Origin of the sequence: uncultured Granulicatella sp., assembly GCF_963528315.1 — a bacterium.
GTDB lineage: Bacteria > Bacillota > Bacilli > Lactobacillales > Aerococcaceae > Granulicatella.
In genome coordinates this window covers 1-8,037 of the sequence record NZ_CAURVV010000058.1, presented here as the reverse complement: position 1 = coordinate 8,037, position 8,037 = coordinate 1, and the positions used below count along the sequence as shown (strand labels likewise).

Sequence of the window (8,037 nt, the reverse complement as noted above, 5' to 3'; positions counted from 1 at the left end):
TGCATATAAAAAATCCTGTCGGTAATTTCTCACCAACAGGATTTGTCGAACAACCGAAACAATCAGAAATGTTCGTTCCATGCTTTCGTTATTTTTTCAGATTATGCTTCCATTAAAGCTTGATTTGCTGTAATAATTGCTAATTTATAAACATCTTCTTCGTTACATCCACGAGATAAATCAGAAATTGGTTTGTTTAATCCTTGTAAGATTGGTCCAATTGCTTCAAAGTTACCGAAACGTTGAGCAATTTTGTAACCAATATTTCCTGATTGAATTTCAGGGAATACGAATACTGTAGCTTCCCCTGCAACTGGTGAATCTGGTGCTTTTTGTTTACCCACACTTGGTACTAATGCAGCATCAAATTGTAACTCTCCATCAATGTTATAATTTGGTGCTAATTCTTTTGCAATACGAGCAGCTTCTACTACTTTTAATGCTTCTTCAGATTTTGCAGAACCTTTAGTTGAGAAACTTAATAAAGCAACATTTGGTTCAATACCAAATAATTCAGCTGTTTTAGCTGATTCAACAGCAATTTCAGCTAATTCTTGCGCATTTGGATTAATATTAATAGCACAATCAGAGAATAAATATTTCTTAGATTTATCACTATTAATCATGATAAATGCACCACTTGTACGTGATACACCTGGTTTAGTTTTAATAATTTGTAACGCTGGACGTACAGTATCTCCTGTAGAGTGAACTGCACCAGATACTAAACCATCAGCTAATCCCATGTATACCATCATTGTTCCAAAATAAGTAACATCTTTTAATAATTCACGAGCTGCTTCTGGAGTTGCTTTTCCTTTACGACGATCTACAAAACTTTCCACTACTGCTTCAAAGTTTTCATAAGTTTCTGGATTAATAATCGTAATTCCGTTTAAACTAAATCCACGTTTTTGAGCTACTTCTTCAATTTCAGCTCTATCTCCTAATAAAATAGGTTCACATAATTCATCCGCTTTTAAACGAACAACTGCACCCAAAATACGAGGTTCGCTTCCTTCAGGGAAAACAACTTTTAAGCCTTTCCCTTTAATTTTTCCTGACAATTCTTCAAATAGTTCCACAACTATCCCTCCAATTATTTTCTATAACTATGATACAACAAAATTCTTCTAAAAAACAGTACTAAGTTGAATATTAAGAGAATATTCTTCAAATTTTCATATCTGTTATAGTCTAATGATTAACACAGTTAAAAAGAAAGACTTGTTTACACTCTTTAAACTTGTGGTATACTAAACTTATTAAGTTTTAAAGGAGATTCATCATGCGAGAATACGCTAAAAAATTGATGGATACTGCCATGCTTGCAGGTCAAATTATGTTAGAATGTAATGCAGAAAGTTATCGTGTAGAAGAAACGATGAATTATATTTTATCTACTTCTCATTTTGCTACTTGTGAAGCCTTTGCCAATGCAACAGGGATTTTTGCAACTTTAGACGATGACTGTATTGATTGTATTACTGAAATCCGTCGTGTTCCAAATAGAGATACAAACTTAAATCGAATTTATAAAGTCAATAGTATTTCTCGTCAATTAGTCAGTGGAGAAATTGATATCGATACTGCTTATGAAAAATTTCAAAATTTAAAAGAATCAGATTATCCAGCTTGGTTGAAAAATGTTGGGCTAGTCATTATGTGTGGCTGCTATGCTGCGCTTTATGGAGCTACTTTATTGGAAATGTTTGTTGCAGGAATTGCAGCCATTGTCCTCCCATTTGTCTATAAACTTGATGCAAAATTAGGACTTGGAATGTTTATCACCAATTTAATTTCAATTATTCCAATGGTCATCATTATTTGCTACTTGCAAGAAACTATATTTCCAAATATTCATATCGGTATTCCGATTATTGGATCAATCATGCCTGCAGTTCCAGGAACAGCTATTACAAATGCTATTCGTGATACTTTGCGAGGAGATTATAATTCCGGGACTGCACGAGCTGTAGAAGCTGCTGTTACTGCTCTATCCATTTCTATAGCAGTAGTCATTGGTCTATTGATTGGAGGAGGTGTTAATCCATTATGATGTTTCAAGTCATTAGTTCAGTTATTGCAGTTTATTTTAGTAGTATTGTATTTGAAGTTCCAAAACGATTGATTAAATACACTGCTTTAATTGGTGGAATTGGTTGGTGGATTTATCTCTTATTTCTAGAGAGTGCTGGAATGGAGCTTTCTACATATTATAGTGGTCTAACTGTAGCTTTTCTTTCCCACTTAGCAGCAAGATTTTTTAAAGCTCCAGTAACCGTGTTCTTTATTCCTGGATTTTTCCCACTAGTTCCCGGAGCTGGAATGTATCGAACTGCTTATGCATTTTTAACGGGAGATTCCATTAAAGCTCATTATTATTTATCAAGTACAATCTCCGTAGCAGGTATGATTGCTTTAGCGATTTTTACAGTCGATTCTCTATTTAGACTTCACTCAATATGGAAAAAACATACAAAAAAAACGTGATACTTCGTTAGTATCACGTTTTTTTGATTATTCGAATCCACCTACAGTGATTACTTCATCTGTTGGAAGAATAATTTCTTGTTGGTTTGAATTTGGTTCTTCAAAAGTTGGTACAACTTCTGGAGTTGCTTCTGGTTTAATTAATTGTTCATTTTTCTTAGCACGACCAGCTAAAATTGTATCAATTGATGGTGCAGATACTTCAATTTTAGAATGGCTATTTAATAATAAATCCCACTCTTCATTTTTAATCATTTCTAATTGAGATTCCACCATAATTTGTAATCTTTGACGGAACATACGTGTTTCTTTCTTCAACGCATCTGTTTCACGATTGATTTCAGTTGCTTTTTCTGCAGCTTCTTTTAATAATCTTTCAGCTTCTTTTTCAGCTTCAAAAATAATAATTTCCGCATCTTTACGTGCATTTTCTTTCAAACGATCTGCAGCTTCTTGAGCTACGATGATTGATTTATTTAATGTTTCTTGGATTGAATTGAAGTATGAAACTTTTTCTTCATTAAATTTCACACGTTTTTCTAAATCTTTGTTTTCACGAATTAATTGTTCAACCGTACGAATGACTTCATCTAAATAATCGTTTACTTCTTCAGGATCATATCCTTTAAATTTTGTAGGAAATTCCTTATTATGAATTTCGATTGGTGTTAACATAATTCCAACTCCTCTTATTTGTTTTTCTCGAGCAGACCTATTTCAAGTTTTATTTTATCCTTTTTTGTCCGTCCCTCAATATTTTTTATCTGTATTCTACCATACCCTCTTATGGAAATAATATCAAGTAATTCTATCATAAAATCAGGACGAATTTCTTCAGCCCAATTAACTTTTACTTTATTACTCTCTACTAATTCCTTTGAGCGCTGTCTAGATATATGAAAAATAGATGCAATTAATGTATCCAATCGTAATGAAGACACAATTGCGGTTGTATATGTCCAATGATCAATCGGTAAAATTAATTCTGTATATTCTTTTACTTCTATTCGAATACTAATTTTTCCAACTTTTTGAAAATTTTGTTTTAAATAAGGTAACATTTGCTTCGTCAGCAATAATTGCCAACGAATACCATCAGAAATAATATCTCCTAATTGGTCACGGTCTATCCCTAAGCCTACCAAAGAACCGAGGATTTGTCCATGACTAATTGAAGAAAATTTAATTGGATAATGAATTTCTATCAATTCAACATCGAATTCTTCTGTTATTGGTGCATAAAAATCTGGATAAATCATACATCTTTTTCGTTCCGCAGCAATGTATCCACCTTCAAACTGAAAGTTAATCTCATCATATTGACCAACAATCGCTTCAACAATAAACTGTTGTCGCGGATCTAAAAAGGGGGTCAATATCGGTGCATACTGTTCTTGACAAGAAACGACCCAAGATTCTACTTTTCGAATAAAATCTTGTTCTTCTTTTCTAAAATGTTGAAATATAGACGTATCCATAACTATCACCTATTAAAATATAAATTTAACAATCTGAATAATGCCTAGTTTTAAAAATTGTAAAAATAAAATTCCAAAAATAGCTGAAAAACCAAACATTCCAATTCTTATTTTATCAAAATAAGATAAATATGGTTCACAAGCTGCTTGAAGCCATCTAGCTAATTTAGTATTTTGCGCTTGCGGAAACCAAGTTAATACAACATAAATTGTAATTAACAATATATAAAGATCAATTGCCCGTAATAATAAACGGATTAATTGAAATAATAACATATCTTTCTCCTTAACATAAATATATTCCCATTAAATTAATAAGAAGAATCCTCATCCTCAACAAAAGAACCTTGCACTTGATAATTTGGTGGAGAACAGATATAAATATCCTCTCTAATTTGTTGGACATCTCCATTAATGGCATAAGTCACTCCCCCTACAAAATCAATGACTCTTTTAGCATCTGAAACTTCCATTTTTCTAAAATTGATAATTACCGCTTCACCTTTTAGTAAAGCATCTGCAATTCTTTCGGCTTCAGTATAAACAGAAGGTTCCATAACAAAAATTTTTGATACTTTTTTATTCTGTTGGGCTTGTTGAAAAGAAACGACATTAGACGGTGTTCTACGATATTCTTGAACATTTGATGAATCATTTCCTTCTTCATACATTTCTTCTTCTACCTCATGATAGTCCTCATCTGGATCTAAAAATGTTTTAAATTGATTCCAAAACCCCATACTACTCCTCCTATTCAAACCAAGCAGTACCAATTCTAATAAAGTGTGCTCCTTCTTCAATTGCAATGGGATAATCTTGACTCATCCCCATGCTTAATTTAAGAGGAGCTTCAATTTGAAGTTTCTTAGAAATTTCTCTTAATTCACTGAAATATTGTCGTAGTTCTTTCTCGTTCGCTTCAAAAGGAGCCATTGTCATTAAGCCTATAATTTCAATGTTTGGATATTGTTTTGAAACTTTAAAGGTTTCAAAAACTTCTGAAGTTGTAAAGCCATGCTTCGATTCTTCGCCTGAAACATTCACTTCTAAAAAACATTTCAATGGTGAATCTAATCGTTTTTCAATCTCTTCCATAATCGATAGACGATCAATCGCATGAAAATATTGAATTCGATTCACAATTTGCTTCACTTTTCTTTTTTGTAATGGACCAATTAGATGCCAAACAATATCCTCTTGTGGAAATGCTTCTTGACGTTCTAATAACTTCTCAACACGATTCTCCGCAAAATGCCGAAATCCAAGAGAATAAACTTCTTGGATTTCTTCATTCGTACGATTTTTAGTTACTATAATTGGACATACTTCTTGTACATCTCTAGAAACTTTATCGCATGATTGTTGAATGCGAGTGACAATTTGTTCTGCATTACTTTTAATCATGGTCATTAGTTTCTGTTTCTTCTTCTAAAGAATGGCGGTGTGTCTAAAGTATCATCAGATTCATATTTTGTTTCCACTGGAGCTTCTACAAAACTCTTTTGAGCAAATGGTGAATCTGTTTCTGTTGTTGTTTCACGAACAGTTGCTTCACGACGAATATCCCAATCTCCAAAAATATCTTTTTCAGGTTGTTTTTCTTCAACTACTGCTTTTTTCTTTGGTGTCACTTGTTTTTCTTGGAATGTTTGAGGATTATTTCCAATTTCTTTCGTTGAAGCAGGTGTTGTAGGCGTTAATGTTGGACGGCTAGAACGAGCTACTGACTTTTTTGTACCTTTGTGTTCTTCATCAATACCAGTCGCAATAACTGTTACAATTACTTCATCTCCAAGATTTTCATTAATAGATGTACCAAAGATAATATTTACATCATTTGTTGCAGCTGCTGCTACGATATCAGAAGCATCTTGTGCTTCAAATAATGTTAAATCAGATCCACCTGTAATATTTAATAAGATTTGTTCTGCTCCATCGATTGATACTTCTAATAATGGAGAAGAAATAGCTTTTTTAGTTGCTTCTGCTGTACGGTTTTCACCACTAGCAACCCCAATACCCATTAATGCAGAACCTTGATCTTTCATCACTGTTTTAACATCAGCAAAGTCTAAGTTTACATAACCAGGTGCGATAATTAAATCAGAAATACCTTGTACCCCTTGACGTAATACATTATCTGCTTCACGGAAAGCTTCTAACATAGGAGTCTTTTTATCCACGATTTCTAATAAGCGATTATTTGAAATTGTTACTAATGTATCCACATTAGCTTTCATTTGTGCAACACCTTCTGCTGCATAACGACCACGTTTTGGTCCTTCGAAACTAAATGGACGAGTCACAACCCCAACAGTTAATGCTCCTAATTCTTTTGCAATACGAGCTACGATTGGTGCTGCACCAGTACCAGTTCCTCCACCCATACCAGCTGTAACGAAAATTAAATCCGCTCCTGATAAAGCTTCACGAATACGTTCTTCACTTTCTTCTGCTGCTTTTAAACCGATATCAGGTAATGAACCTGCTCCTAAACCTTTTGTTAATTTAGGTCCTAATTGAATTTTAGTTTCTGCTTTTGAATTTGCTAAAGCTTGTGTATCTGTATTGGCAACAATAAATTCAACGCCTTGAACGCCTTCAGCAATCATACGGTTAACAGCATTATTACCTGCTCCCCCTACACCAATGACTTTAATTACTGCGCCTTCTAAATTTGTATCAAATTCGAATTCCATTCTTTTTCCTCCTTAGATTCGTACTAGTCTATAAACATTTTGAAGAAGTTTTTCACTTTATCTCCAAAATTTTCTGATTCAGTTTCTTGTGTTGATTCCACTTCAGCTTTTGGTTTTTCAACTGGTTGTGGAGCAGTTTCTGCAACTGGACGGCTAGGGCTAGCTAAAGGTGTTACTCTTGTTTCAGTCGTTAACTTACCTTTTTGTGCAATACGATGCACATCATCTAATGATGCAGCATATTGAATTAATCCCATACTTGTTGCATAAATTGGATTTCTCATTCCCATTTGTTCTGGAATATATGTTTTTACATTCACTCCAAAAATTTCTTGGGCTAATTCAAGTACTCCTGCCATAGAAGATGCTCCCCCTGTTAAAACGATTCCTCCAGGTAAGCTTAAAGCATCTACTTGATCCAAAGCACGTTTAATTGTTTCAAAAATTTGAACTTCTCTCGCTTCAATAATTTCTGATAAATAATGTTCATCCACTTTAACAGGATCTTTTTTCCCAATTGTTTCAACTGGGAAGAATTCTTCATCAGAAGTTTCAGTAGAAATAGCATAACCATACTCACGTTTAATACGTTCTGCATTTTCAAAACTTGCATTTAAAATAACTGAAATATCTTTTGTAACAAAATCTCCGCCTTCTTGATCAACATAAGAGAATTTTAATTGATGATCATGCATGACTGACGCACTCGTTTGTCCGCCACCCATATCAATTAGAATAGTACCAAACTCACGTTCACCTGCTGACATTGCTACTTGGCTAATAGCAAGAGGTTGAATGACCATTTCTTCAATATTTAATCCTGCTTTATCAATACAACGTTTGATATTATGAACAATTGTTTTTGGTCCAGTAATCATACTTGCGTATAATTCTAATCGAACACCAATCATTCCACGAGGATCTTTAATGCCATCGAATCCATCTACGATAAATTCTTCTGGAATTACTGAAATAATTTCTCTTTCAGGAGCAACTGAACGAACTTTTGCTGCTGAAATTACATTGTGAACATCCACGTCTGTAATTTCACGATTTTCGCTTGAAACAGCAATCATGCCATGGCATGGTTCAATCGAAATTTGATTACTTGGTATTCCTACGATAACATCTTTAATTTCTATATTTGATTTTTGTTCTGCTTGTTTAACGGCTTTTTTAATAGATTCTACAGTTTCATCGATATCTACAATTACTCCTCGACTAAGTCCTTGAGATTTTTCATTGCCGACTCCAATAATGTTTAATTGTCCACGAATATATTCAGCAACAACAACTTTAATTGAAGTGGTTCCAATATCTAAACTCACATAAATTCCTTGATTTTTCACGTTTATTGAAACCTCCTA

General features: G+C 33.5%; 10 protein-coding genes. 2 read left to right on the top strand and 8 right to left on the bottom strand.

Translation table 11 applies throughout. The annotated features are described in order from the left end of the window. Window positions 1–101: 101 nt before the first annotated feature. The gene (gene pta, locus RYK07_RS08395) at window positions 102–1,085 is read right to left on the bottom strand and encodes a phosphate acetyltransferase (protein WP_314853426.1); all 984 of its coding nucleotides are present in this window, start codon (window positions 1,083–1,085) and stop codon (window positions 102–104) included. Between the two features lie 203 nt (window positions 1,086–1,288). On the opposite strand from pta, the gene RYK07_RS08390 reads away from it, so the two are divergent. Continuing rightward, window positions 1,289–2,059, top strand: a complete 771-nt coding sequence (locus RYK07_RS08390; protein WP_314853424.1) for a threonine/serine exporter family protein — start codon at window positions 1,289–1,291, stop codon at window positions 2,057–2,059. Further along, a complete protein-coding gene (locus RYK07_RS08385; RefSeq protein WP_314853422.1) occupies window positions 2,056–2,493 on the top strand; it encodes a threonine/serine exporter family protein in 438 nt (145 codons plus the stop codon). The genes RYK07_RS08390 and RYK07_RS08385 overlap by 4 nt, the downstream gene beginning before the upstream one ends. 27 nt (window positions 2,494–2,520) lie before the next feature. On the opposite strand, the gene RYK07_RS08380 is transcribed toward RYK07_RS08385, so the two are convergent. The 7 genes from RYK07_RS08380 to ftsA are packed head-to-tail and all read right to left on the bottom strand — an operon-like array spanning window position 2,521 to window position 8,019. Beyond that, a complete protein-coding gene (locus RYK07_RS08380) occupies window positions 2,521–3,168 on the bottom strand; it encodes a DivIVA domain-containing protein (protein WP_314853420.1) in 648 nt (215 codons plus the stop codon). A gap of 14 nt (window positions 3,169–3,182) precedes the next feature. Further along, a complete protein-coding gene (locus RYK07_RS08375) occupies window positions 3,183–3,971 on the bottom strand; it encodes a YlmH/Sll1252 family protein (RefSeq protein WP_314853419.1) in 789 nt (262 codons plus the stop codon). A 12-nt stretch (window positions 3,972–3,983) separates the two neighbouring features. Next, the gene (locus tag RYK07_RS08370; RefSeq protein ID WP_314853417.1) at window positions 3,984–4,247 is read right to left on the bottom strand and encodes a YggT family protein; all 264 of its coding nucleotides are present in this window, start codon (window positions 4,245–4,247) and stop codon (window positions 3,984–3,986) included. A 35-nt stretch (window positions 4,248–4,282) separates the two neighbouring features. Continuing rightward, window positions 4,283–4,711 carry a cell division protein SepF gene (locus tag RYK07_RS08365; RefSeq protein ID WP_314853416.1) on the bottom strand — a complete coding sequence of 143 codons (429 nt, stop codon included), beginning with the start codon at window positions 4,709–4,711 and terminating at the stop codon, window positions 4,283–4,285. A gap of 10 nt (window positions 4,712–4,721) precedes the next feature. After that, window positions 4,722–5,381: a YggS family pyridoxal phosphate-dependent enzyme gene (locus RYK07_RS08360; RefSeq protein ID WP_314853414.1), complete on the bottom strand. Its 660-nt coding sequence runs from the start codon at window positions 5,379–5,381 to the stop codon at window positions 4,722–4,724. After that, on the bottom strand, window positions 5,381–6,670 hold the full coding sequence (ftsZ, locus tag RYK07_RS08355; RefSeq protein ID WP_006703024.1) for a cell division protein FtsZ: 1,290 nt from the start codon (window positions 6,668–6,670) through the stop codon (window positions 5,381–5,383). Before ftsZ ends, RYK07_RS08360 begins: the two co-directional genes overlap by 1 nt. Window positions 6,671–6,693: 23 nt before the next feature. Continuing rightward, complete coding sequence (gene ftsA / locus RYK07_RS08350) at window positions 6,694–8,019, bottom strand: cell division protein FtsA (RefSeq protein ID WP_314853412.1); 1,326 nt, start codon at window positions 8,017–8,019, stop codon at window positions 6,694–6,696. Window positions 8,020–8,037: the final 18 nt, after the last annotated feature.